The organism is Streptomyces sp. NPDC001634 (assembly GCF_040298185.1).
GTDB lineage: Bacteria > Actinomycetota > Actinomycetes > Streptomycetales > Streptomycetaceae > Streptomyces.
Map to the genome: position 1 here is coordinate 20,975 of NZ_JBEOZU010000036.1, position 22,584 is coordinate 43,558.

The window sequence follows — 22,584 nt, forward strand, 5'->3', positions numbered from 1 at the left end:
GGGGGGTCTGACAACGGGCCGGGACGTGCTGTCCGGGCCCGCTCAGCCCTCCTCTTCGAAGGTCACACGGATCTTGTCGAGCGCCTTCGTCACCTGCTCCTCGGTCGTCGCCTTGCCGATGCCGAGGCCGCTCAGCAGGCCGTGGCCGTTCTCCAGCTCGAGGAGTGCGAGCAGGATGTGCTCGGTGCCGATGTAGTTGTGGCCCAGGCGAAGAGCTTCGCGGAAGGTGAGTTCGAGGGCCTTCTTCGCGGCGGGGGCGTACGGGATGAGTTCCGGGACCTCTTCCGAGCGCGCCGGGAGTGCTGCGGACGCCGCCTCGCGCACCGCGTCCAGGGGAACGCCCTGCGCGACGATGGCCTTGGCCGCGAGCCCCTCCGGCTCGGCGAGCAGCCCCAGAACGAGGTGCTCGGGGACGGTCTCGGCGTTGCCCGCCGCCTTCGCCTCGTTGTGCGCGGCCATGACCACGTTCCGTGCGCGGGGGGTGTAGCGGCTGAACCCCTGGCTGGGGTCGAGGTCCGTGGACTCCTTGGGGACGAAGCGTTTCTGGGCGGCCTGCCTGGTCACGCCCATGCTCTTGCCGATATCGGTCCAGGACGCGCCCGAACGCCGGGCCTGGTCCACGAAGTGGCCGATCAGATGGTCGGCCACGTCGTCGAGGTGCTCCGCGGCGATCACCGCGTCCTGGAGCTGGGCGAGTGCGTCGGTGTGGACCTTCTTGATGGCTTCGATGAGGTCGTCGAGACGCAGGTTCGCTGTGATGGGCTTCTCCGTCATGTGTCAACCCTAGGTTGACACCTGGGGAGTGTCAACCCGAAGTTGACACTCGGCCTCGCATGTCACGATCGAACGCGTGAGTACGACGACCACCGTGGACCGCGCCTTCGAGGCCGCCCTCTACGACGACACCGACGCGGCCCTCGACACGGGCGCGTCGCTGCTCGCCGCCGACCCCGCGGCCGACGGCGAACTCGCCCGGCGCGGCGAGGAGTTCGTCGCCGCGGCCTGGCGGCGCGGCTGGCAGCCCGCCGATGTCGTACGCATCGTGCGCCGCACGCTGGACGACTCCCATGTACGCCTCGTGTCGGAGCTGATCCGCCGGGAGGCGGGGGAGCGGCCCTCCCCCGGTCCGCGCTGGGCGGCCCAGCTCCAGGACCTCGACGCGGAACCGCCGCACGCCGCCGACCGTTTCACGTACGCCACCGCCGTACTGGAGCTGTACCGCCTGCTTCTCCGCCTCCCCGCCCTCGAAACCCTCGACGCGCCCCGGCAGTCCGCCGCCCCGCAGCAGCCCGAGTCCCGCATGCTCACCCGCATCCGCGCCCTGCTCGCCAAGGCGGAGGCCACCGGCTATCCGGAGGAGGCGGAGGCGCTGAGCGCCAAGGCGCAGGAGCTGATGGCGCGGCACAGTATCGACGAGGCGCTGCTCGCGTCCCGTACGCACGCGGGGGACACGCCCGGCGCCTGCCGCATAGGCGTCGACGCGCCGTACGAGACGGCCAAGGCGGTGCTCCTGGACGCGGTGGCCACCGCGAACCGCTGCCGGGCCGTGTGGCACGAGGCCTTCGGCTTCTCCACGGTCATCGGCTTCGAATCCGACCTGGAGGCCGTCGAACTGCTCTACACCTCGCTGCTCGTACAGGCCACGACCGCGATGACGAAGGCGGAGGCGGCCGAGCGCAAGGGCGGCAGGAAGCGTACGAAAACGTTCCGGCAGTCGTTCCTGGCCGCGTACGCACACCGCATCGGCGACCGGCTCCAGAGCGCCGCCGAGGGGCAGGTGGCGCAGAGCGAGGGGGACCTGCTGCCGGTGCTCGCGGCCCGGGACGTGGCCGTCGCGGACCGCATGGAGCGGATGTTCCCGGAGACGGTCACCACCCGGCTGCGCGGGGTCAGCGACGCGGCCGGGTGGCAACAGGGGGCGGCGGCCGCCGACCGGGCGCAGGTCGCCGGACGGCCACGCCTCCCCTGAAGACGGACGGCCCCGCTCCCCTGAACGCGTGGGTCAGTCGCCTGCGACCTGGAGCGGGGTCACCGAGGCGTCGGGGGCGTCCGGGCTCTTCAGCGCCACATCGCCGTACGACCACGGGTAGCTCTTCGCGTCGCCTGCACCCGGGACGGTGATCTTCAGGCTCCGCACCGGGGCGCTGAGCGAGCCGCCGTTCCCGCGGACGTATGTGATGGTGAAGGTCGCCGTCTCGTCCTTCTGCAGCGTCACCTTCGCCGGCTTGGCGTCCTTCTGGTCCGCGACGCTCCAGTTGGAGTTGCCGCCGGTCAGTTCGATGCCCGGGAATCCCTCGAAAGTGCACTTGCCGGTGTCGTGGTTGGTGATGGTGACCGGGACGTTGCCGGTGTCGCCGGCGGTGGTGGCGGCGTTGCCGGGGCCGACCTTGACGGCGATCTTGCAGGACGCCACCTTGTGGTCGTCGCCCTTGCTGCTGCTGGAGCAGGCGGTCAGGGTGAGGGCCGCGGCGAGGGCGGTGACGGCGAGGGGGACGGAGAGGGTGCGCATGAAGGTCCTCTGGAGTTGTGACGGTCTTCATGGATCATCACGCAGGCGGGCGACCGCATGTTGCGCGCCCCCCGAATGCGGCATGCGCCATCGGCCGTAGGTATCGCGAATCGTCCCGTATGTCTCCCTCACGCCGACGGAATGAGTCGGTGCGGCAGCTTCGGGCCCTCGCGTGATGATGATCGTGGGCGGTCTTTTGCAGGCAGCGCCGGTCGTGCTGTTTCCGGTAGGGCGCTGGGGCGCCCACCGCGACGCGCTCCCGACGCCCTGGCCGCCGGGACCGAGCAGGGCGCCAAGGCCCTGTGCGAGGGCGGCGCGCTGTTGTGGGGCGCCCTGTGCGAGGCGCTTCGGGCGTGGGACGTTGTGGGACACGGAGCAGTCCGCCGCCGGCGGCGTCTCCGGCGCGGTCATCCGCCGGGGCGCGGGCCTGATCCTCGACGCCCAGCAGGAACTCACCGAGGCCCTCGGCACGGCCGTACCGTCCATGGCGGACGAAGGGGCCGTGGGCCCCAGGGGGTCTCACGGCCCGTCGAGCGAGGTCACGAGCCCAGGCTCGCCGTCGGCAGACCGCTCGGCATCTTGCCGCCCTCGGACTTCACATACGTCTCGGTGCCGATGCTGCCGCCCGACCACGTCACCTTCATGCCCTTGGAGTTCACGGAGTCGACCATGCCGGTGCTGCGGTTCTTGCTGCCGTCCGTGCACTTGAGGTGGATCATCTGCATGCCCGCCTCCTCGCCCGCGGTACCGCTGCACACGGTGCCGCCCGTCGTGAAGAGCGCGGCTTCCTTGCCGGTGATCACCAGTGCCACGGCCTTGCCGCTGGTGGTGGCCAGCCAGCTGCCCTCCAGCTTCCCGGGCTTGGCGCTCGGAGAGGCGGAGCCTCCGGTGCCCGCCGTGGACGCGGAGGCGCTCGGCGTCGAGGTGCCGCCGGAGCCGTTGTCTCCCGAGTCGCTGCTGCAGCCCGTCAGCACGAGCGCGGCCGTCAGCCCGGCGGCCGCGAGCGCGATGCGGGCCTGCCGACGCGTGACATGGGTCAGCGAAGTCACTGAAGTCTCCCAAGGTTGCCGATGAGGTCGTGGGGACGGCCGCAGCAAGCTACCAGGAGGACTTTCGGACGCCGGGGAGGTATCCGGCGTGCGCTTGCTCACGCAGCTCACCCGGGACGGGCCGAAGGCCACGAAGTACCGCCGCACCGCGCGACGATCTCTCGCCGCTTCCCGCTCCTCGCGATCTTGCTCTTCTTTGCCATATCGGTACCTCGGCCCTTCAGATCTTCACAGCGCGTGCACGGATCGGGCCACGGCAGCCTCGATGCCGATCGCGTCGGCCGTCCCCAGACAGGTAGGAGATTCCCTACGTTTGACGTGTAGGTAATCTCCTACCTATTGTGCTTCGTATGACCATCACGCACGCTTCCTTCGTCACGCTCCCCGTCACCGACCAGGACCGCGCCCTGCGCTTCTACACGGACGTCCTCGGATTCGTGGTCACCGCCGACCTGGATACTCCGCAGGGGCGGTGGCTCCAGGTGGCGCCCAAGGGCGCACAGACCGTCTTCACGCTCTCCGGCCCCGGAATGGGTGATTTCGAGCCGGGCTCCACCCGGGGGATCATGTTGGTCACGACCGATGTCGACGCCGACTGCGCCCGGCTGGCCGGGGCGGGGGTTTCCGTGCAGGGCCCGGACGACCTCCCCTGGGGCCGCATGGCGTCCTTCCGGGACCCGGACGGCAACGGTCTGATGCTGCTGACGGAGGCTCACGGATAGGAAGACCGGTATGACCACGACCGGGGCCGGGGCGGGCGCCGCCATCGAGGACCGTGTCTTCGCCGCCCTCGCCAACGCCACGCGCCGCGAGGTGCTGCGCCTGCTGCGCGAGGAGGGACCGCAGCCCGTCCAGGCCCTGGCGGACCACTTCGACATGCGTCGCCCGAGCCTCTCGGAGCATCTGAAGGTGCTGCGCGAGGCCGGCCTCGTCTCCGAGCAGCGCTCCGGCCGGCAGCGCATCTACCGTCTGGAGGCGGCGCCGCTCGCCGAGGTGCAGGACTGGCTCCATCCGTACGAGCGGTTCTGGCGGCAGCGGCTGCGCGGGCTCGGCGAGCTGCTCGACCGTATGCCGGACGATGACCGGTCATGAGCACCGCACCCGGCGACGACCTCACCACGGTCCGCGTGGACCAGTTTCTTCCGCATCCTCCGGCCAAGGTCTGGCGGGCCCTCACCGAGCCCGAACTGCTCGCCCAGTGGCAGATGCCCGGCAGCGAGAACTTCCGTCTCGAAGTCGGCCACCGGTACACGATGACGTCGGTCCCGCGCCCCAGCTCCAACTTCTCCGGCACGGTTGACGTGCAGGTTCTTGCGTACGAGCCCGAGCGGATGCTGCGCGTCCGGTGGGCCGACGCCGACCCCGCCAATCCCGCGGACTGGACCATCACATGGACATTGGAACAGGAAGGCCGCGGTACGCGTCTCTTCCTAGTGCATGAAGGGTTCGACCCGGACGACCCGGCACAGATGATGGCGCGGAAGATCATGGACGGGGGCTGGAGGTCGCATGTGTTGCGATCTCTGGGGCAGACGCTTGACCGGCTGTAGCCAGGCGCGCGTCAGGCTGTAGTCAAGGGACTGTAAAAGTTGTAACCGCAGGGACACCCCGCGTGCACGTGCATCTGCCCATGCATCTGCATGTGAACGGAGCTATGATCCGGGGCAGTTGACCGCTGCATCAATGGCCACACCAGCCAATGCACCACCCGGGGAGCGACCTGTGGACCACGACGTGTACGACGTGTACAACGGCATGGCTGCGACAGAGCTGCACGGAGTGGCCTGGCAGAAGAGCCGGCACAGCAACTCGCAGGGGTCATGCGTGGAGTTCGCCCGGCTGCCCGGGGGAGACGTGGCGGTACGGAACTCGCGCTTCCCGGACGGGCCCGCGCTGGTCTACACCCGCGCGGAGATCGAGGCCATGCTGCTGGGCATCAAGGACGGCGAGTTCGACCACCTGATCACGTAACACGTGTAGGTGGATCGGGGGGTGGATCGAGACCCTGTCGGCCTCGGCCTCAATGGGCGGGTGCCACAGGGGTGTTGTGCCCTGCCTGCCCGCAACGGCCCCGGGCCTGCGGTGCACTCACGCGCCGCAGGCTGTAACACGCGTAGATTCGTGGCCTCGCAAAAGGCCGCAGGGCGTCACTTCGCGCATATCGGGGTCGTCGGCAGCAAGAACAGCGCCCAGACCACCTTGCCGCTCAGCGTGCCCGCAAGCGGGTGCCAGCCCCAGCTGTCGGCGAACGAGTCCACCAGGAAAAGGCCGCGGCCCGACTCCGCCGAGAAGTCCTCCGAGTCGCCCGCGACCGGACTGTCGTGACTGGGGTCGCGCACGGCGCACACCAGGCGTGAGGTCCAGCGCATCAGATGCAGCCGCACCGCCGGTTCCTGTTCGCCCATGTGTGCGGCGGGCGCGGGCAGCGCATGCCGCAGCGCGTTGGTCACGAGTTCGGAGACCACGAGGCAGACGTCGTCGAAGCGCTCGCCGACATCCCACTGTCCGAGGGTTCTGCGGGTGAACTGCCGTGCTTCGCGCACCGCTTCGAGGCGGGCGGGCAGGGCGCAGGAGGCGGCGCTGGACACGGCAGCGGGGTCGAGCGGCGGAAGTCCCTGCCGTAAGGGCTCGAGCATGGTCGATCCATTCGTTCCCATGCGAGGCACTCCCGGGTGTTCGCGGTCGTGGCGATGCAGCGGTGGCGCGGGACCATGGTTTCGGATGAGCCAGGCAGATGCAAGGGCAGATGCACGTGCACGCGCCGGAATTGGTCGTTCCCGTACCGCTTTCTGCTTATTTCTTCTGCCACTTTCTTCCCTCTTGCTTGTCCCTTCCTGATGCTTCTCTGTGCCTCAACTTTGGCTCCTTTCCATTTCTGTAACCGCACGAGTACTGCTCGAAGTGGTTTAGTGGCAGACTGCGCGGTCTGAAGGACGTTGGGGAGGCTGACGAACGTGAGCGCTGGGGACTCGAGCGGCTCGGTGGTGCGGCGCATTCTGCTGGGATCCCATCTCAGGCGCCTCCGGGAGGCGCGCGGCATCACCAGAGAGCAGGCCGGCTACTCCATCCGGGCCTCGGAGTCGAAGATCAGCCGCATGGAGTTGGGACGGGTGAGCTTCAAGACGCGCGATGTCGAGGACCTGCTGACGTTGTACGGAATCATGGACGAGGCCGAGCGCACCTCCCTCCTCTCCCTCGCGAAGGAGGCCAACGTCGCGGGGTGGTGGCACAGCTACTCCGACGTCCTGCCGAGCTGGTTCCCGACGTACGTCGGCCTGGAGGGCGCGGCGCATCTGATCCGGTCGTACGAGGTCCAGTTCGTGCACGGCCTGCTGCAGACCGAGGCGTATGCACACGCCGTCGTCTCCCGGGGCATGAAGGGGGCGAGCGCCGCGGACATCGACCGGCGTGTGGCCCTGCGGCTGGAGCGGCAGAAGTACCTCGTCGCGGAGAGCGCCCCGCAGTTCCATGTCGTGCTCGACGAGGCCGCACTGCGCCGCCCCTACGGCGACCGGCAGGTGATGCGCGGCCAACTCCAGCATCTGATCGACATCTCTCAGCGCCCCAACGTACGGCTGCAGGTCATGCCGTTCAGCTTCGGAGGGCACTCCGGTGAGAGCGGTTCCTTCACCATCCTGAGCTTCCCCGAGTCCGACCTGTCCGACGTGGTCTACCTGGAACAGCTCACCAGCGCGCTCTACCTCGACAAACGCGAGGACGTCACCCAGTACGAGACCGCGATGAAGCAGTTGCAGCAGGACAGCCCCGGACCGGACGAGAGCCGCGATCTGCTGCGGGGACTCCTTCAGCTTTCCTGAGAGCCCTCTCGGAGTATTCCGAGGCGCCCACCAACTCCCTTCGGTCACAAGTACGATGACGCGTGATCAGACCGTGATGCGATCGCGGGTACGTGAACGGGTGTCTGCTTCGGCTGCAAGGGATTGAGGGTTCACATGTCGTCCTACTTCACCGATCTGGCTCAGCAGTACATCGGCGGTGAGTGGCGCCCGGGCACAGGATCCTGGGACATCATCGACTTCAACCCGTACGACGGCGAGAAGCTGGCCTCGATCACGATAGCCACGGTCGACGAGATCGACGAGGCCTACAAGGCCGCCGCGGCAGCCCAGAAGGAGTGGGCGGCCACCAACGCGTACGCCCGCCGCGCGGTGTTCGAGAAGGCCCTGAGAATCATCGACGAGCGCGAGGCCGAGATAACCGAGGCGATCATCGCCGAACTCGGCGGCACGCACCTGAAGGCGGGCTTCGAGCTGCACCTCGCCAAGGAGTTCCTGCGGGAGTCGATCCAGCTGGCGCTGCGTCCCGAGGGCAAGATCCTCCCCTCGCCGATCGACGGCAAGGAAAACCGTCTCTACCGTGTGCCCGTGGGCGTCGTCGGTGTGATCAGCCCGTTCAACTTCCCGTTCCTGCTGTCGATCAAGTCCGTCGCCCCGGCGCTCGCGCTCGGCAACGGCGTCGTCCTCAAGCCGCACCAGAACACGCCGATCGTCGGCGGCTCCCTGGTCGCCAAGATCTTTGAGGACGCGGGCCTCCCGGGCGGTCTGCTCAACGTCGTGATCACGGACATCGCCGAGATCGGCGACGCCTTCCTCGAGCACCCGATCCCGAAGGTCATCTCCTTCACCGGCTCCGACAAGGTCGGCCGGCACGTGGCCACCGTCTGCGCCTCGCTCTTCAAGCGCTCCGTCCTGGAACTGGGCGGCAACAGCGCGATCGTCGTCCTGGACGACGCGGACATCGACTACGCCGTCGACGCGGCCGTCTTCAGCCGGTACGTGCACCAGGGTCAGGTCTGCATGGCCGCCAACCGCATCCTGGTGGACCGCTCGCTCCAGGACGAGTTCACCGAGAAGTTCGTGAACAAGGTGAAGTCCCTCAAGGTCGGCGACCCGCGCGACCCGGGGACCGTCATCGGCCCGGTGATCAACTCCTCGCAGGCGGACGCCATTTCGGGCGTCGTCGAGCAGGCCATCGCCGAGGGCGCCACGGCGCTGGTGCACGGCACGACCACCGACAACCTCGTCGAGCCGTCCGTGCTGACCGACGTCCCGGCCGACTCGGCCCTCCTCCAGCAGGAGATCTTCGGCCCGGTCGCCTTCCTCATCCCGTTCGACGGCGAGGAGGAGGCCGTACGCATCGTCAACGACACCCCGTACGGGCTGAGCGGCGCCGTCCACACCGGTGACATCGAGCGCGGCGTGAACTTCGCGAAGCAGATCGACACCGGAATGTTCCACGTGAACGACGGCACCGTCCACGACGAGCCGCTCGTCCCCTTCGGCGGCGAGAAGCACTCGGGCATCGGCCGCCTGAACGGTGAGACGACCATGGAGGCCTTCACCACGCTGAAGTGGATCTCGGTGCAGCACGGCCGGAGCGGCTTCCCGTTCTGATCCTTCGTCTCCCTCGGCTCCCTCGGCTCCCTCGTCTCCCTCGTTCCTGCGGGCCCTTGCGGACAGAAGCTGACCGCAAGGGCCCGTAGCGTCGTCGTTGTCAGACAGAGAACCCACTCGCTGGAACCGACGAAAGGCAGCCGGTCATGGTCACTCACGTGAAGGCCGAGACGCAGGGCGACGAGCGCGGAGCGCTGCTCTCCTTCCTGGAGGAGCAGCGCGGCGGACTTCGCCGGGCCCTGCTCGGGCTGACCGAGGAGCAGGCCGTATCGCGGCCGAGCGTCAGCGAACTGTCCCTCGCCGGGCTGCTCAAGCACGTCGCCGAGGTCGAGCAGAGCTGGGTCGCGCGGGCCAAGGGCGAGCAGCCGGCGGTGAAGCGGGACGAGTCGAACTGGCACGAGTGCTTCCGGCTCATGGGTGACGAGACCGTCGAGTCGCAGCTCGCGTACTGGCAGAAGGTCGCGGACGAGACGGAGGCGTTCATCCGTTCGGTGCCCAGCCTCGACGACACGTTCGCGCTGCCGAACGACCCCTGGTTCCCGCCGGAAGGGCGGGTGTCGATGCGCTGGCTGGCGCTCCACCTGATCCGGGAGACGGCCCGCCACTCGGGGCACGCGGACATCATCAGGGAGTCGCTGGACGGGAAGACGGCCTTCGAGCTGGTGGCCTTGGAGCGAGGCGAGACCTGGGGCTGACCTGGCGGGTCCTGCGCTGGAGCGCATGTCGGCGATCCGTCTCCTCGTGCTGGGCGCCGTCCGCCGGCACGGGCGGGCCCACGGCTACCAGGTGCGAGATCATGACCATGTGGGTCCACGCGGCCGACGGCGAGGCCGCGTGGACCCGCGGGCTGATCGAGCGCATCGGGGACGGCGCCTGCACCTTCGCGGGCGAGGACGAACCCGTTCGTGGGTGTCCTGGCCGAGGGCGAGGAGAACCCGTACGCCACGGGAGAGCGGCTTCCGGAGTATGACCGCTGAAGCGGTGTCAGTGATGGAAGCTCGTCGCCGCCTCCTTGTCGTGGGTCAGCGGGTGCGGTTGCCGCCGCAGTAGCGGGAGCAGGCGGGTCAGATCCTCGATGAACAGATCGGCGAGGTCCGTCGAGAAACCGTTGCGGCACACGACCCGCAGGACGGACAGGTCCTGACGGTTGGCCGGGAAGGTGTACGCGGGTACCAGCCAGCCGAACTCCCTTAGGCGCCGGGACACGTCGAACACGTCGTACGCCGTCACGTCCTGAGCCGTCGTGAACGCGAAGACCGGCAACTCGTCGCCGCGGGTGAGGAGATGGAAGTCACCCAGCGCCTCCACCCGTTCGGCGAGGCCCCGCGCCACGTCCCGCGTCGTCTGCTGGACCGCCCTGAAGCCGTCCCGGCCAAGCCGCAGGAACGTGTAGTACTGCGCGACGACCTGGGCGCCGGGCCGGGAGAAGTTGAGGGCGAAGGTCGGCATCTCGCCGCCCAGGTAGTTGACCCGGAAGACGAGTTCCTCGGGGAGGGCCTCCGTGTCGCGCCACAGTGCCCAGCCGACACCCGGGTACACCAGCCCGTACTTGTGGCCGGAGGTGTTGATCGACGCGACCCGCGGCAGCCGGAAGTCCCACGTCAGGTGCTCGTCGATGAAGGGCGCGATCATGGCACCGGACGCGCCGTCCACGTGTACGGGGATGTCCAGGCCCGTGCGTTCCTGGAGGTCGTCCAGGGCCGCGCACAGCTCGGCGATCGGCTCGTACGACCCGTCGAAGGTGGACCCCAGGATCCCGACGACGCCGATCGTGTTCTCGTCGCACAGTTCGGCGGCGGCCTGTGGGTCCAGGTGGAACCGGTCGCCCTCCATCGGCACCTGGCGCGCCTCGACCTCCCAGAAGTTGCAGAACTTCTCCCAGCAGACCTGCACGTTCACCCCCATGACCAGATTGGGGCGGGCGTCCCCGGACGGGTAGCGGTCCGCGTTGCGCCGGGCCCAGCGCCGCTTCAGCGCCATCCCGGCGAGCATGCAGGCCTCGCTCGAACCGGTCGTCGAACAGCCCACGGCCGCCTGCGGATCCGGTGCGTTCCACAGGTTGGCGAGCATTGCCACACAGCGGCGCTCCAGCTCCGCGGTGCGGGGATACTCGTCCTTGTCGATCATGTTCTTGTCCCGGCACTCGTTCATCAGCGCCGCGACCTGGGGCTCCATCCAGGTGGTGACGAAAGTGGCGAGATTCAGCCGCGAATTGCCGTCCAGCATCAGTTCGTCATGGACCAGTTGGTACGCGGTCGTGGGCAGTATCGGTCCCTCGGGCAGCCGCTGCCTGGGCGGCGCCTCGGTCATCTCGACGACCGGATTCGCCTCCCCGTAGAAGGGGTTCATCGAGCGGGGGTGCTCGTCGGGCTTCCCCGGGCCTGTGTGGAGCGGCATGGTGTCTCGTCTCCCATCGCATCGGCAGCGCGGCCAATGATTCATCGGATCAAGGGGGCCTGCTGGTTCATCGGTTCCCCCGGACTCCGTTCCTCAACGGTTCCTCACCGGGTTCAACGGATCGCGGTTCCGTCCTCCCGGAGCTGCATCTGGGGGCGGCCCGTGACCAGCAGCCAGGCCGGCAGTGACGCGACGCACAGCAGGGCCAGGACCATCGCGGAGGGCGCCAGCAAGGCGGCCGTGAACAGGGCGAGCCAGCCCTGCCGGGTGACCGCGAGGAGCATGCCCAGCACGCCCATGGCGACACCGAGCGCCGGGTGCACGGCGGGGACGAGCGCGTGCGCGCACAGCCCGAACGCCACGCCGATGAACACGGAGGGGAAGATCCGCCCGCCGCGGAACCCGCAGGATGCCGCGACCACCATCGCCGCGAGCTTCACCACCGCCATGGCCGCGAACTGTCCGGCCGACCAGCCCTCCGGATTCCGCGCCAGCTCCGCCATCTCGTTCAGTCCCTTGAAGAGCGTCAGATGCCCGCCGAGGGCTCCGAGCAGCCCCAGGACGAGCCCGCCCACCGGGAGCGCCACCATCGGGTGCCGCAGGCGCCTGAAGGCGCCGTGGGCGTACGGGAAGGCGTACACCGCGGCCATCCCGAGCAGCGCGGCCGCCGAGGCGACCACCAGGGCGGCCGGCAGGTCACGCCAGGCGGGCCGGCCGAGTGCGGGCAGATGCAGGTCGAAGGTCGGATGGGCCACCAGAGTGGTCGTCAGCGCACCCGCGGCGGCCGCGATGAGCGGTCCGAAGACGTTGTCCCACAGCAGGCCCTTGATCGGCTGCCCGGCCAGCGCCTCGGAGAGCACCAGTGCCGCCGCGACGGGCGTCCCGAACAGCGCGCCGATCGTCGCCGTCTCGGCCAGCGCCACCCACACGTCGCCCGGCAGCCCGGGCGCGATCCTGCGGCCCAGCCAGAACGCCAGCGCGATGTTGGACACGATGATCGGGTTCTCCGGGCCCAGGCTCGGACCGCCGGCCAGCATCAGGGCGGCCGCCACCAGCAGGCCGGGGACGACAGCGGGGGAGAGCGGGGTCGTCACGCTCAGCCCGACGGTCGCCGGGTCCGGTCCCGCGTGCCCCGGCGCCTTCCAGACGACCAGCCCGACCAGGACGCCGGTGCCGGTGAGCATGACGAGCATCCAGAGCACGGAGTAGCGGCCGACGCCCAGCGCGTCGGGCAGGTTCTGCCACAGGACGTGCTCGAGACGTTCGGCGAGAGTGCTCACCCCGAGGAAGAGCAGACTGGCCCCGATGCCGACGGCGAGCGCCGGAAGGACCAATGGCAGCAGACCTCGCGCGGGGGTCGCCGGGGTGGCGGCTGACTGCTGCGCGGTGTCCTGGGCCACGGGCTCACCATAAACGGATGAAGCGGGCGAAACCGGTGCAACATCCGAGCGCGGCATCCGGAAGGAAAACCGCAAGGAAAACCGGAAGGAAAACCGGCTTGCACCTCACGTCGCGTGAGGGCTCAGCGTGGAGTGCGTAACGAGAAGGGAGCGGAAGTGAGCTACTCCGTGGGACAGGTTGCCGGTTTCGCCGGGGTGACGGTGCGCACGCTGCACCACTACGACGACATCGGTCTGCTCGTCCCGAGCGAGCGCAGCCGCGCGGGCCACCGGCGCTACAGCGACGCCGACCTCGACCGGCTGCAGCAGATCCTGTTCTACCGGGAGCTCGGCTTCCCGCTCGACGAGGTCGCGGCCCTGCTCGACGACCCGGAGACGGACCCGCGCGCGCATCTGCGCCGCCAGCACGAACTGTTGACCGCCCGGATCGAGAAGCTGCAGAAGATGGCCGTGGCCGTGGAGCACGCCATGGAGGCACGCAAGATGGGCATCAACCTCACGCCCGAGGAGCGCTTCGAGGTCTTCGGGGACAAGGACCCCTTCAACGAGCAGTACGCCGAGGAGGCGGAGCAGCGGTGGGGCGACACCGCCGCATGGGCCGAGTCCCAGCGCCGGGCCGCCCGCTACACCAAGGAGGAATGGAAGCGCATCAAGGCCGAGGTCGACGACTGGAGCGAGCGGTACACCGCCCTGGTGGCCGCCGACGAGCAGCCGTCCGGCGAGGCGGCCATGGACATGGCCGAGGAGCACCGGCTGCACATCAGCAGGTGGTTCTACGAATGCCCGTACGAGATGCACCGCTGCCTCGGTGCGATGTACGTCTCCGACGAGCGCTTCAAGGCGTACTACGACTCCATGGGGCCGGGCCTCGCCGAGCATCTGCGCGACGCGATCACCGCCAACGCCGACAGGCACACCTCCTGACGGGTCCTGGCCCGGGAGGCCTACTCCCGGGCCAGGACCACGGCCGTGCCGTAAGCGCACACCTCCGTGCCCACGTCCGCGGCCTCCGTCACGTCGAACCGGAACGCCAGCACTGCATTGGCGCCACGCGCGCGTGCCTGCTCGACGAGCCGTTCCATGGCCTGGTTGCGGGTCTGCACGAGCGTCTTGGTGAGCCCCCGCAGTTCGCCGCCGATCATCGACTTGAGACCGGCGCCGATCTGGCTGCCCAGGTGGCGCGAGCGCACGGTGAGGCCGAAGACCTCGCCGATGACCTGCTCGACGCGGTAGCCGGGTACGTCGTTCGTCGTCACGACCAGAACGTCCGCCTGGGGACCCTGGCCGCCGCCGTACTCTTCGATGCCCATGGTTCACAGCTTTGCCCCAGTCCGCGCACAGTGCATCCCGCGGACACCTGTGGAACCTGGTGGGGACACCGTGCGTTGATAGCTTTGTCCGGCCATTGCTGCGTGTCGGCCGCCATCAGGACGCCGTACCTTCCCTCACTCTTCAGGAGCCCGGAACCGTGACGACGCTTGCCCTCGGACCGAGCTGGCTGGATCCGAACAACCTGCTGGACACCTTCGGAATCTGGGGCCTGCTCCTCGTTGTCTTCGCAGAGTCGGGCCTGCTCATCGGCTTCTTCCTGCCGGGTGACTCGCTGCTGTTCACATGCGGCCTGCTGATCACGTCCAACCAGCTCAACTTCCCCCTGTGGGGGGCCATCGCGCTGATCTGTCTCGCCGCGGTCCTGGGCGACCAGGTGGGTTATATGTTCGGTAAGAAGGTCGGGCCGTCGCTCTTCAACCGCCCGGACTCCCGCCTCTTCAAGCAGGAGAACGTCACCAAGGCCCACGAGTTCTTCGAGAAGTACGGTCCGAAGTCCCTGGTCCTGGCCCGTTTCGTGCCCGTCGTGCGCACGTTCACGCCGATCGTCGCCGGCGTCAGCGGAATGAAGTACCGCTCGTTCCTGACCTTCAACGTCATCGGCGGCGTCCTGTGGGGCGCGGGCGTCACCCTGCTGGGCTCCTGGCTGGGCAACGTGGCCTTCGTCCACAAGAACATCGAGGCGATCCTGATCCTGATCGTCTTCGTCTCGGTGATACCGATCATCATCGAGTTCCTGCGGGCGCGGTCCAAGGCCAGGAAGAACCCGCAGGAGCCCCCGGCCCAGCAGCAGCCGCCGGTCATGGACGACGCGACGACCCAGCTGCGCCGCGTCGAGCCGGCCTACCAGGACCAGCACCAGAGCCAGCACCAGAACCAGCACCAGAACCAGCAGTACGGCAACCAGGGTTACCCGCAGGCGCAGCAGCCGTACGGCTCGGACCAGGGCGGCTACGACGAGTACTACGGCCGGCCCGAGCAGCCCCACGCCCCGCAGTACCCCCAGGGCTACCCGCAGCAGCCGTACGGCTCGCAGCAGGACTACCAGCAGGGTCAGCAGCACCCCTACAACCAGGGCTACTAGAACCCCCGGGTCCGCTTGGCCGCCCGCCGCCCCGCCGCGGCAGCACCCGGTACGCGGAGGAACAGCCGCGAGATCTCCGACCCCAGGTTCACGCCGATGGCGATGGCCATGGCGAGCGAGGCGGCCTTGGCCAGGGACACCAGTCCCTTGTCGACGTTGTTCTGGGCGATCGACAGCAGCCCGAAGTAGGTCGCCGAGCCGGGCAGCAGCGGCCCGATCGCGGCCGTCGTGTACGGCAGCGCGGACGCGAACCGGTAGCGCGAAAGCAGCTGCCCGAACAGGCCCACCAGACCCGCCGCGACGGCCGTGGAAGCGACCGGTGACAGCCCGCCCGGGTAGTGCATGGCGCCGTACACGCTCCAGGCGACGCCTCCGCTGAGGGTCACCCAGAGCACGGTGGACCGCTCCTGCTGGAGCAGCACCGCGAACGTCAGCGACAGGAGCATCGACGCGATGATCTGCACGACGGGCCGCTCGGCGAGGGTCAGGGCCGCGTCCGGGTTGAGCTGGGCGCCCACCTTCACGCCGAAGTACAGGACCACCAGGACGCCGGTGACGATGCCGACGAAGAAGTACATGACCTCCAGCAGGCGCGCGGACGCGGTGATGTAGAAGCCGGTCAGGCCGTCCTGCACGCCCGCCACCAGCGCCCGTCCGGGCAGCAGCGCGAACAGCCCACCGGTGATCACCGCCGACGCCGCCACGTTCACATGGGCGACCGTGAGCGCGACGCCGATCGCGGCCGGGGGCATCGCGGCCACCAGGAACTGGTAGAACTCCGGCAGCCCGCGCCCGGCGCACAGCCACGCCAGCCGGTCGCCGAGGATCGCGCCCAGCGCGGCCGCGACGAACACGACCAGATCGCCGCCGACGAGCACCGAGGCCGCGCCGGCGAGCAGCCCGCTCGCTCCGGTCAGCACCCACCCGGGGTAGGGGTGCCGGTTGCGGCGGATGACGGCGAGCCTTCGGTAGGCCTCCTCCAGGGAGATCGCCGTCTCCGGGTCGCTGAGGTCGTCCACGAGCCGGAACACGGCCGCCAGGCGCGTGTAGTCGGTGCCGCGGCGGCGTACCGTCCGCGACGCCGTCACCGGGTCGTCCACGAGGGACGGCTGATACGAGATGGACAGCAGTGTGAAGGTGACGGTCGGCTCGCAGCGGTCCAGGCCGTAGGAGCGGCAGACCGCGAACATCGCCGCCTCCACGTCCTCGGCGCCCTCGCCGCCGGCCAGCAGCAGTTCGCCGATGCGCAGGGTCAGGTCGAGCACGCGTGGCACGGCGGGACCCGGCTCGTCGGGCTTCTGCACGGGTTCCAGCGCGGGCCGCTCGGCCACCGGCATGCGCAGCATCGTGCGCATCCGGTCCTGCCAGGGCGCCTCCTTGATCAGCCGGACCGCGGGTATACCGGAGGGCGGGGTGAAGGCGGGCGGGGCCTGTCCGGCGCTGTAGGTGCTCGGCGGGCTGAACGCCGAACCCTCCGGTTCGGTTGCGGGCGGCTGCGGGATCTCCAGCCCCTCCGGGACGGTGAACTCGGACGTCGTCTCGGACTCGGCAGCCGCCGCGGGCACGTCGAGCCCTTCGGGGATCGCGAACTCGGAGGTTGTGGACGAGTCGGTGCCGGCCGGCGGCAGGGCGCCGAGGGCCCCCGGGACGGCGAACTCGACGGTCACGGCGGACTCGCCCCCGTCCCGCCCCGCGAACGCACTCCTCGCCTCGTCCGACCGCGGCTTGCGGTCCTCCGCGTCCGGCTCCGCCACCAGCTCCGCCTTGCCTCTCGTGCGCGTGTGTCGCCTGCGTACCTCCCGTACGCCTCAGTATGCGCACCGTACGCCAACGGGCCGCGTCACCCCCTCGGGGTCACGCGGCCCGTTGTACGACAGCAGGGGTCAGTGACCGCCCTGCTCCTTGAAACGCTTGTACGAACGCTCGATCTCGGCCTCCGCGTCGGTGCGGCCGACCCAGTTGGCACCCTCGACGGACTTGCCGGGCTCCAGGTCCTTGTAGACCTCGAAGAAGTGCTGGATCTCCAGGCGGTCGAACTCCGAGACGTGGTGGATGTCGCGCAGGTGCTCCACGCGCGGGTCCGTCGCCGGCACGCACAGCAGCTTGTCGTCGCCGCCCGCCTCGTCCGTCATACGGAACATGCCGATCGCGCGGCACCGGATGAGGCAGCCCGGGAAGGTCGGCTCGTCCAGGATGACCAGCGCGTCCAGCGGGTCGCCGTCCTCGCCGAGGGTGTTCTCGACGAAGCCGTAGTCGGTCGGGTAGGCGGTCGAGGTGAAGAGACGACGGTCAAGGCGGATACGACCGGTCTCGTGGTCCACCTCGTACTTGTTCCGCGAACCCTTCGGGATCTCGATCGTGACGTCGAACTCCACCGGTGGCTCCTCCATGATCAGCACATAGTTCTGGTGGTTAAGTGTCCCTCACGCAGGTGTGTGATCGCGAAAGGGGCTGGTGGTCGTGCCAGAGCTGAAGCCTTGGCGGGCCGCGAGACCGCATGTGGTGCGGGTCGTACAAACCGTGAAACCGCGCCTCGCGCGCGCGGCCCAGGCCCTGAAACCCCGTGCGGCACGGATCACCGAATCCGTCGGACCACGCCTGGCACGGCTCACCGGGGTGGTGAAACCGCACGTCGCGCGGGTCGCGCACGGCGTGCGCCCGCGCTCCGGGAAGCTCACGACCCCGCAGCTGACGGCTGTCGCCGCCCTTCTGGGCCTGGCTCTCGCGGCCGGGGCCGTGACCGCCGCCGGTCCCTGGGACTCCACGGGTCAGCGTACGGCCGAGCGCGAGCGGGCCGTGGCGTGGGGCCGCGAGGGTGGCGCAGATCACGGACGTCCTTCCGGTAGGACCGATGCGGAGCCCGCGCCCGCGCCGAGCGCCGCGTCCGTGCTGTTCGGCCTCGGCGGCGCCGCGAACAGCACCAAGTCCGCGCCGGCCGGCAAGGCCCTGACCGGCGTGCTCGACCAGCTCCTTAGCGACAACGCCCTCGGCACCCGGCGCACCGCCGCGGTGGTCGACGTCGCCACCGGCAGACGCCTGTACGCCAAGGGCGCGGACGAAGCACTGACCCCCGCCTCCACCACGAAGATCGCCACGGCCGTCGCCGTGCTCTCCGCGGCCGGCGCGGACCACCGCTTCACCACGCGCGCGGTGCTGGAGCCCGGCACCGACAAGGTCGTGCTCGTCGGTGGCGGGGACCCGACCCTGACCGCCCGCACGGAGAAAGCGACCGACGGCTGGGCGAGCCTGCGCACCCTCGCCGACCGGACCGCTGCCGCCCTGAAGAAGCGCAACCTGGCCTCGGTGACCCTGTCGTACGACACATCCTTGTTCACGGGCCCGGCCGTGCACCCCATCGGGGAGAACGACAACCTCGCCCCGGTCACCGCCCTGATGGCCGACGAGGGGCGCACGAACGATTCCACGAGCGGGCCGGCCACGCGCAGCAAGGACCCCGCGGCGGACACCGCCCGCACCTTCGGCGACCTGCTCCAGGACCGCGGCATCAAGACCTCGGCACCAGGCCCCTCGAAGGCCACGGACCGCGCGGACGCTCTGGCCTCGGTCCAGTCGCCGCCCCTGTCCGCCGTGGTCGAGCGGATGCTCACCAACAGCGACAACGACATCGCCGAGGCCCTCGCCCGCCAGACCGCCCTCGCCACCGGCGGGCAGCCGAGCTTCGACGGGGGAGCGGCCGCGATCGCCGGCCGGCTCAAGTCCCTCGGGCTGCCGGTCGGCGGAGCGCAGTTCCACGACGGCAGCGGGCTCAACCGCGACGACAAGCTCTCGGCGGACCTGCTGACGGCCCTGCTGGCCACTGCGGGCTCCCCGTCCCGGCCCGAACTCCGTTCGGTCCTCACGGGCCTGCCGGTGGCCGGTTTCACGGGCACGCTCAGCGACCGCTACGAGGACGCCGCCGAACGCTCGGGCGTCGGCCTCGTACGAGCCAAGACGGGCTCCCTGACCGGCGTCAACACCCTCGCCGGAACGGTGGTCGACTCCGACGGCCGCCTGCTGGCCTTCGCGTTCCTGACCGACGGCTCGATGAACCAGACGGCGGCCAGGGCGGCCCTGGACCGTACGGCGGCGGCACTGGCGAGCTGCGGCTGCCGGTAACGGCCGCACCACCGGCACCAGGGGCCCCGCACCTGGACCCGCCCCGGCGTCGTACCCCTCACCGCACGCGCGCGCGACCACGTACGGTTGACACATGACGAGCATCGGTGGTGCCGAGATGGTCGACTGGAATCTCGCGGTCGCGACCGCGACCCGGCTCGTGCGGCCGGGCCCCGAGGTGAGCCGCGACGAGGCCCGTGCCGTCGTCGCGGAGCTGCGCCGACACGCGAAGGCCTCGGAGGAGCACGTCCGAGGCTTTACTCGTATGGGTGAACAGGGCGTGCACGACACCCCCGTCCTCGTCGTCGACCGCCCAGGCTGGGTGCGGGCGAACGTCGCCGGGTTCCGGGAGCTCCTCAAGCCCCTCCTCGACAAGATGCAGGAGCGGCGCGGGAACACCCCCGGCGGAGCCGTCCTCGGCGCCGTCGGCGGCAAGGTCACCGGCGTGGAACTGGGCATGCTCCTGTCGTTCCTGTCCTCCCGGGTCCTCGGCCAGTACGAGACCTTCGCCCCGGCGACCCGTGAGCTGCCCGCGGGCGAGAACGGCGGCGGCCGCCTCCTGCTGGTCGCGCCGAACATCGTGCACGTGGAGCGCGAACTCGACGTGCGCCCCCACGACTTCCGCCTCTGGGTCTGTCTGCACGAGGAGACGCACCGTACGCAGTTCACTGCGGTGCCCTGGCTGCGTGACCACCTCGAGGGTGAAATCCAGTCTTTCTTGGGGGAGACCGACGTCGACCCCATGACGGTCCTGGAGCGCATCAGGGAAGCCGCCCAGTCGCTCGCCGGCGGCCGCCCGGAGGGAGAAGAGGGCGACGACGGACGCTCCCTCGTGGAACTCGTACAGACGCCCACCCAGCGGGAGATCCTGGGCCGTCTCACCGCGGTGATGTCCCTCCTGGAAGGGCACGCGGACTTCGTGATGGACGGAGTCGGCCCGGACGTCGTCCCCTCCGTCGGCGAAATCCGCGAGAAGTTCCAGCAACGCCGTGCCCGGGGCGCCTCCCGCCTCGACCTCGCCCTGCGCAAACTGCTGGGTCTGGACGCCAAACTCAGGCAGTACCGCGATGGCGAACGGTTCGTGCGATCGGTCGTCGAACAGGTCGGCATGGACGGTTTCAACCGCGTGTGGACCTCCCCGAACACCCTCCCGACCAAGGCGGAGATCGCCAAACCGGCGGACTGGGTCGCACGGGTGCACCGCAAGGCAGAGTCGTGAGCCCCGCGCGAGCGTAGTGAAACGAATCCGGCCGTCGGCAGGTGAACGCCCCGCCAATCACCCGTCCGAGGGACCGTGAGCCATGGGTAGGCGTGCAATGCTCGGGGAACGGCCCGTTTCTGTCACCATCTACATACTCTGAGTGACCGACTTCGGGCTCACCCCCCGAAAACTTCATGAAGGGAACCGGACATGGGTCCCCATCCTGCGGTCGCGGCGATACGCCTGGCGGTTCGCCGCGTCCTCCACGACATCCTCACCGAGCAGACCACCCTCACCGAGCAGACCACACAGACCACCGGCCCCATCCCACACGAGCGCCCGTTCCCGCCGCTCGTGCTCGTGGCGTGCTCCGGTGGCGCCGACTCCATGGCGCTCGCCTCCGCCCTTGCCTTCGAGGCCCCCAAGCTCGGCATCCGGGCCGGAGGCATCACTGTCGACCACGGCCTGCAGCCGGGCTCCGACCTGCGCGCGGAAGAAGTCGTCCTGCGCCTGCGCGAACTCGGGCTGAGCCCGGTCGAATCCGTCGCCGTGAGCGTCGGCCGCGACGGCGGCCCCGAAGCCGCCGCCCGCGACGCGCGCTACGCCGCCCTGGACGCCACCGCCGAACACCACGGCGCCACCGCGATCCTGCTCGGACACACCCGCGACGACCAGGCCGAAACCGTCCTGCTCGGCCTCGCCCGCGGCTCCGGCATCCGCTCCCTGTCCGGAATGGCCGCGGTCTCGGGGGCCGGCGGCCGCTACCGCCGCCCCTTCCTCCAGCTCGACCGGCAGACCGCCCGCAAGGCCTGCATGGCCCAGTCCCTGCCCGTCTGGGACGACCCCCACAACACCGACCCCGCCTACACGCGCTCCCGGCTCCGCCACGAAGGCCTCCCCGCCCTCGAAAAGGCGCTCGGCAGGGGCGTCGTCGAAGCCCTCGCCCGCACGGCGCAGCTCTCCCGTGACGACGCCGATGCCCTCGACGCCTGGGCCAGCCAGGCCGAGGTCTCCGTGCGCGACGCCACGGGCCTCCTGGAGTGCGCCAAGCTCTACGCCCTGCCCCCCGCCGTACGACGCCGAATCCTGCGCCGCGCCGCCATCGAGGCCGGCGCCCCGGCCGGCTCGCTCTTCGCGCGCCACATCGAAGAAGTCGACCGGCTGATCACCGGCTGGCGCGGCCAGGGAGCCATCAATCTCCCGGGCAAAGTCGTCGCCCAGCGACAGGGTGGCAGACTGGTGATTCGGCAAGGCTGAAAACGCCCCCTGCGGGAGGCGCCCGGTCGCCCTTTCGGGGAGGGACCGGTCAGCCCCACGCGAGCGAACCCGAGGGCGCCCCGAGGGCGAGCGAGCAACCAAAGCGGCGGGACGACCGAAAGTGATGCGGGTGGACGGGAAAGACATGGGTGCCGACCTCAAGCAGGTGCTCATCACCAAGGAAGAGATCGACGCGAAGCTGGCCGAGCTGGCCGCGAAGATCGACGCGGAGTACGCGGGCAAGGACCTGCTGATCGTCGGAGTTCTCAAGGGCGCGGTGATGGTCATGGCCGACCTCGCCCGGGCGCTGTCCACCCCCCTCACCATGGACTGGATGGCCGTGTCCTCTTACGGCGCGGGCACCCAGTCCTCCGGCGTCGTACGGATCCTCAAGGACCTCGACACCGACATCAAGGGCAAGCACGTCCTGATCGTCGAGGACATCATCGACTCCGGTCTGACGCTGTCCTGGCTGATCTCCAACCTCGGCTCCCGCGAGCCCGCCTCCCTCAAGGTGTGCACGCTGCTGCGCAAGCCCGAGGCCGCCAAGGTCGCCATCGACGTCGAGTGGGTCGGCTTCGACATCCCGAATGAATTTGTCGTGGGCTACGGCCTCGACTACGCGGAGAAGTACCGCAATCTCCCGTTCGTCGGTACGCTCGCGCCCCACGTCTACGGCGGCTGAACCTCCCCGGGTCCGGCCGCCGTCCACGGCGGCCGGACCCGGGTTCCGTTCTTTGTTAAGACGTTCGGGAACCCGAGCGGGTTCAGCGCCGTTGGAGCATGCGTGGACGGTATTGCCACCAGTCCCCTGCGGCTGCGGGTGAC

The 22,584-nt window shown here is 69.6% G+C and carries 23 protein-coding genes and 3 pseudogenes; 16 read left to right on the forward strand and 10 right to left on the reverse strand.

Features of this window, described 5'->3' with window-relative positions; all coding sequences use genetic code 11:
* Positions 1–42 precede the first annotated feature (42 nt).
* Positions 43–774: a Clp protease N-terminal domain-containing protein gene (locus tag ABT186_RS23965; RefSeq protein ID WP_351230074.1), complete on the reverse strand. Its 732-nt coding sequence runs from the start codon at positions 772–774 to the stop codon at positions 43–45.
* Between the two features lie 76 nt (positions 775–850).
* Between ABT186_RS23965 and ABT186_RS23970 the strand changes: the two genes are divergently transcribed.
* Positions 851–1,969: a DUF2786 domain-containing protein gene (locus ABT186_RS23970; RefSeq protein ID WP_351230076.1), complete on the forward strand. Its 1,119-nt coding sequence runs from the start codon at positions 851–853 to the stop codon at positions 1,967–1,969.
* A gap of 33 nt (positions 1,970–2,002) precedes the next feature.
* Here ABT186_RS23970 and ABT186_RS23975 read toward each other — a convergent pair whose 3' ends face one another.
* The 3 genes and pseudogenes from ABT186_RS23975 to ABT186_RS48020 all read right to left on the reverse strand — a co-directional run.
* Positions 2,003–2,509 (reverse strand): DUF4232 domain-containing protein, encoded by a 507-nt coding sequence (locus tag ABT186_RS23975; RefSeq protein WP_351926779.1) that lies wholly within the window; start codon positions 2,507–2,509, stop codon positions 2,003–2,005.
* Between the two features lie 539 nt (positions 2,510–3,048).
* Entirely contained in the window at positions 3,049–3,558 is a 510-nt protein-coding gene (locus ABT186_RS23980; protein ID WP_351230080.1) for a hypothetical protein, read from the reverse strand.
* A gap of 49 nt (positions 3,559–3,607) precedes the next feature.
* Positions 3,608–3,756: pseudogene (locus ABT186_RS48020) on the reverse strand (30S ribosomal protein S14); the annotation flags it as partial.
* 152 nt (positions 3,757–3,908) lie between these two features.
* Between ABT186_RS48020 and ABT186_RS23985 the strand changes: the two are divergent.
* The 4 genes from ABT186_RS23985 to ABT186_RS24000 all read left to right on the forward strand — a co-directional run bounded on the left by ABT186_RS23985 (position 3,909) and on the right by ABT186_RS24000 (position 5,529).
* Complete coding sequence (locus tag ABT186_RS23985) at positions 3,909–4,280, forward strand: VOC family protein (protein WP_351230082.1); 372 nt, start codon at positions 3,909–3,911, stop codon at positions 4,278–4,280.
* Between the two features lie 10 nt (positions 4,281–4,290).
* Positions 4,291–4,650 (forward strand): ArsR/SmtB family transcription factor, encoded by a 360-nt coding sequence (locus ABT186_RS23990; protein WP_351926781.1) that lies wholly within the window; start codon positions 4,291–4,293, stop codon positions 4,648–4,650.
* The gene (locus ABT186_RS23995; RefSeq protein WP_351230086.1) at positions 4,647–5,108 is read left to right on the forward strand and encodes an SRPBCC family protein; all 462 of its coding nucleotides are present in this window, start codon (positions 4,647–4,649) and stop codon (positions 5,106–5,108) included. The genes ABT186_RS23990 and ABT186_RS23995 overlap by 4 nt, the downstream gene beginning before the upstream one ends.
* Before the next feature lie 172 nt (positions 5,109–5,280).
* Positions 5,281–5,529, forward strand: a complete 249-nt coding sequence (locus ABT186_RS24000) for a DUF397 domain-containing protein (RefSeq protein WP_351926783.1) — start codon at positions 5,281–5,283, stop codon at positions 5,527–5,529.
* Between the two features lie 176 nt (positions 5,530–5,705).
* Here the strand turns inward: ABT186_RS24000 and ABT186_RS24005 are convergent, their stop codons facing one another.
* Complete coding sequence (locus ABT186_RS24005; RefSeq protein ID WP_351230088.1) at positions 5,706–6,194, reverse strand: ATP-binding protein; 489 nt, start codon at positions 6,192–6,194, stop codon at positions 5,706–5,708.
* A gap of 345 nt (positions 6,195–6,539) precedes the next feature.
* Between ABT186_RS24005 and ABT186_RS24010 the strand changes: the two genes are divergently transcribed.
* The 5 genes and pseudogenes from ABT186_RS24010 to ABT186_RS24025 all read left to right on the forward strand — a co-directional run.
* Positions 6,540–7,376, forward strand: a complete 837-nt coding sequence (locus ABT186_RS24010; protein ID WP_351230101.1) for a Sco1979 family transcriptional regulator — start codon at positions 6,540–6,542, stop codon at positions 7,374–7,376.
* 135 nt (positions 7,377–7,511) lie between these two features.
* Positions 7,512–8,972 (forward strand): aldehyde dehydrogenase family protein, encoded by a 1,461-nt coding sequence (locus ABT186_RS24015; protein ID WP_351230090.1) that lies wholly within the window; start codon positions 7,512–7,514, stop codon positions 8,970–8,972.
* Between the two features lie 146 nt (positions 8,973–9,118).
* Complete coding sequence (locus ABT186_RS24020; protein ID WP_351230092.1) at positions 9,119–9,667, forward strand: DinB family protein; 549 nt, start codon at positions 9,119–9,121, stop codon at positions 9,665–9,667.
* 25 nt (positions 9,668–9,692) lie between these two features.
* Positions 9,693–9,767, forward strand: a pseudogene (locus ABT186_RS48025) (PadR family transcriptional regulator); the annotation flags it as partial.
* Positions 9,760–9,949 (forward strand): annotated as a pseudogene (locus ABT186_RS24025) (PadR family transcriptional regulator); the annotation flags it as partial. The pseudogenes ABT186_RS48025 and ABT186_RS24025, both read left to right, overlap by 8 nt.
* Before the next feature lie 7 nt (positions 9,950–9,956).
* Here the strand turns inward: ABT186_RS24025 and gad are convergent.
* Positions 9,957–11,369, reverse strand: coding sequence for a glutamate decarboxylase (gene gad / locus ABT186_RS24030; protein ID WP_351230094.1), 1,413 nt, complete (start codon positions 11,367–11,369; stop codon positions 9,957–9,959).
* A 113-nt stretch (positions 11,370–11,482) separates the two neighbouring features.
* Positions 11,483–12,769, reverse strand: a complete 1,287-nt coding sequence (locus ABT186_RS24035) for an ion channel protein (RefSeq protein ID WP_351926785.1) — start codon at positions 12,767–12,769, stop codon at positions 11,483–11,485.
* 156 nt (positions 12,770–12,925) lie between these two features.
* Between ABT186_RS24035 and ABT186_RS24040 the strand changes: the two genes are divergently transcribed.
* Positions 12,926–13,693, forward strand: a complete 768-nt coding sequence (locus ABT186_RS24040; protein WP_351926787.1) for a MerR family transcriptional regulator — start codon at positions 12,926–12,928, stop codon at positions 13,691–13,693.
* A gap of 20 nt (positions 13,694–13,713) precedes the next feature.
* Here ABT186_RS24040 and ABT186_RS24045 read toward each other — a convergent pair whose 3' ends face one another.
* On the reverse strand, positions 13,714–14,079 hold the full coding sequence (locus ABT186_RS24045) for a YbjQ family protein (protein ID WP_351926788.1): 366 nt from the start codon (positions 14,077–14,079) through the stop codon (positions 13,714–13,716).
* Between the two features lie 158 nt (positions 14,080–14,237).
* On the opposite strand from ABT186_RS24045, the gene ABT186_RS24050 reads away from it, so the two are divergent.
* Positions 14,238–15,182 carry a DedA family protein gene (locus tag ABT186_RS24050; RefSeq protein ID WP_351236966.1) on the forward strand — a complete coding sequence of 315 codons (945 nt, stop codon included), beginning with the start codon at positions 14,238–14,240 and terminating at the stop codon, positions 15,180–15,182.
* Here ABT186_RS24050 and ABT186_RS24055 read toward each other — a convergent pair.
* Together ABT186_RS24055 and ABT186_RS24060 are read right to left on the reverse strand one after the other, a co-directional pair.
* Positions 15,179–16,936, reverse strand: a complete 1,758-nt coding sequence (locus ABT186_RS24055; protein WP_351236968.1) for a threonine/serine exporter family protein — start codon at positions 16,934–16,936, stop codon at positions 15,179–15,181. The genes ABT186_RS24050 and ABT186_RS24055 overlap by 4 nt on opposite strands.
* Positions 16,937–17,065: 129 nt before the next feature.
* A complete protein-coding gene (locus ABT186_RS24060) occupies positions 17,066–17,557 on the reverse strand; it encodes an inorganic diphosphatase (RefSeq protein ID WP_029381130.1) in 492 nt (163 codons plus the stop codon).
* A 79-nt stretch (positions 17,558–17,636) separates the two neighbouring features.
* On the opposite strand from ABT186_RS24060, the gene dacB reads away from it, so the two are divergent.
* The 4 genes from dacB to hpt all read left to right on the forward strand — a co-directional run bounded on the left by dacB (position 17,637) and on the right by hpt (position 22,441).
* Positions 17,637–19,298 (forward strand): D-alanyl-D-alanine carboxypeptidase/D-alanyl-D-alanine endopeptidase, encoded by a 1,662-nt coding sequence (gene dacB / locus ABT186_RS24065; protein ID WP_351236970.1) that lies wholly within the window; start codon positions 17,637–17,639, stop codon positions 19,296–19,298.
* 94 nt (positions 19,299–19,392) lie between these two features.
* The gene (locus tag ABT186_RS24070) at positions 19,393–20,517 is read left to right on the forward strand and encodes an Rv3626c family coenzyme F420 biosynthesis-associated protein (protein WP_351236972.1); all 1,125 of its coding nucleotides are present in this window, start codon (positions 19,393–19,395) and stop codon (positions 20,515–20,517) included.
* 192 nt (positions 20,518–20,709) lie between these two features.
* Positions 20,710–21,756 (forward strand): tRNA lysidine(34) synthetase TilS, encoded by a 1,047-nt coding sequence (tilS, locus tag ABT186_RS24075; RefSeq protein ID WP_351236974.1) that lies wholly within the window; start codon positions 20,710–20,712, stop codon positions 21,754–21,756.
* Positions 21,757–21,880: 124 nt separating this feature from the next.
* A complete protein-coding gene (hpt, locus tag ABT186_RS24080) occupies positions 21,881–22,441 on the forward strand; it encodes a hypoxanthine phosphoribosyltransferase (RefSeq protein WP_351236975.1) in 561 nt (186 codons plus the stop codon).
* Positions 22,442–22,584 lie beyond the last annotated feature (143 nt).

Bases quoted from the DNA above. Each gene is read 5' to 3' on its own strand.
- ABT186_RS23965 (WP_351230074.1), bottom strand. From the start codon at position 774: ATGACGGAGAAGCCCATCACAGCGAACCTGCGTCTCGACGACCTCATC.
- ABT186_RS23975 (WP_351926779.1), bottom strand. From the start codon at position 2,509: ATGCGCACCCTCTCCGTCCCCCTCGCCGTCACCGCCCTCGCCGCGGCC.
- ABT186_RS23985 (WP_351230082.1), top strand. From the start codon at position 3,909: ATGACCATCACGCACGCTTCCTTCGTCACGCTCCCCGTCACCGACCAG.
- ABT186_RS23990 (WP_351926781.1), top strand. From the start codon at position 4,291: ATGACCACGACCGGGGCCGGGGCGGGCGCCGCCATCGAGGACCGTGTC.
- ABT186_RS23995 (WP_351230086.1), top strand. From the start codon at position 4,647: ATGAGCACCGCACCCGGCGACGACCTCACCACGGTCCGCGTGGACCAG.
- ABT186_RS24005 (WP_351230088.1), bottom strand. From the start codon at position 6,194: ATGCTCGAGCCCTTACGGCAGGGACTTCCGCCGCTCGACCCCGCTGCC.
- ABT186_RS24015 (WP_351230090.1), top strand. From the start codon at position 7,512: ATGTCGTCCTACTTCACCGATCTGGCTCAGCAGTACATCGGCGGTGAG.
- ABT186_RS24020 (WP_351230092.1), top strand. From the start codon at position 9,119: ATGGTCACTCACGTGAAGGCCGAGACGCAGGGCGACGAGCGCGGAGCG.
- gad (WP_351230094.1), bottom strand. From the start codon at position 11,369: ATGCCGCTCCACACAGGCCCGGGGAAGCCCGACGAGCACCCCCGCTCG.
- ABT186_RS24045 (WP_351926788.1), bottom strand. From the start codon at position 14,079: ATGGGCATCGAAGAGTACGGCGGCGGCCAGGGTCCCCAGGCGGACGTT.
- ABT186_RS24070 (WP_351236972.1), top strand. From the start codon at position 19,393: ATGACGAGCATCGGTGGTGCCGAGATGGTCGACTGGAATCTCGCGGTC.
- tilS (WP_351236974.1), top strand. From the start codon at position 20,710: ATGGGTCCCCATCCTGCGGTCGCGGCGATACGCCTGGCGGTTCGCCGC.
- hpt (WP_351236975.1), top strand. From the start codon at position 21,881: ATGCGGGTGGACGGGAAAGACATGGGTGCCGACCTCAAGCAGGTGCTC.